Genomic DNA, 779 nt, shown 5'->3' with positions numbered 1-779 from the left:
AATACGTTTCAGCTTGACAATCTCTGGTCCGGCCATGTTCGGTCCCTCCTTAATGGTGCACGACTCCCGCCTGTCATACGCTATTCTGAAGCGTGGGGAAAGCCGAGCCGATCCTCACGAATCGAGCGGCGCGCCGGCCCAGTCTTTGCCAAGCGTGGTTTCGACCTCAATCGGCACCCGGCCGCCAACGACTTCCTGCATGGCCTCGCTCATATGGCGGGCCAGCCACTCGGCCGCCCGGTTCGCCTCGGACAGCGGTGCTTCGGCCACGATTTCGTCATGCACGCAGGCGACCGGAAACGCGCCGGGCGCTTCATGGCGGTGTGCAAACAGGCGGCCTAAAGCCAGTTTCAGGCCGTCCCCGCCACTGCCCTGAACCGGGATATTGAGCAGGACGTTAAAGTGACGGACATTCAGGAAGCGCCGACCGGTCAGAGTACGGGTCTCAAGCGTTTGCTGGCTGCGCCGTTCGATCTGCCGCTTGGCCCACTGGTGCCAGCGCTGCAAGCCCTGATAGGTGTGAAAAAAGGCCCGGTGATAGCGGGCAGCCTCGGCCTCGGTCATGCCCACCCCATACTTGGCTTCGGCGTCAAGCTTGAGCCCACGCACGCCCATGCCGTACAGCAGGCCGAAGTTCACGCTTTTGGCCAGTTGGCGGTGCTGGCTGTCGATCTCGGCCAGGGGTAGCTGAAGAATGCGCGAGGCGGTCAGGGCGTGGAGATCGACCCGCTCATGAAACGCCCGCAGCATGGTCTCATCGTCGGCCAGGGCGGCGGCAA

1 protein-coding gene is annotated in these 779 nt (G+C 63.3%); it reads right to left on the bottom strand.

Going from position 1 to position 779, the window contains the following annotated elements; all coding sequences use genetic code 11:
* Positions 1 to 114: 114 nt before the first annotated feature.
* The coding region (locus J4F42_21135) for a hypothetical protein (GenBank protein MCE2488027.1) at positions 115 to 779 on the bottom strand (665 nt) is incomplete at its 5' end.

The organism is Desulfurellaceae bacterium, assembly GCA_021296095.1.
Lineage (GTDB): Bacteria > Desulfobacterota > Binatia > Bin18 > Bin18 > JAAXHF01.
This window is presented reverse-complemented; position numbering and strand designations above follow the sequence as displayed.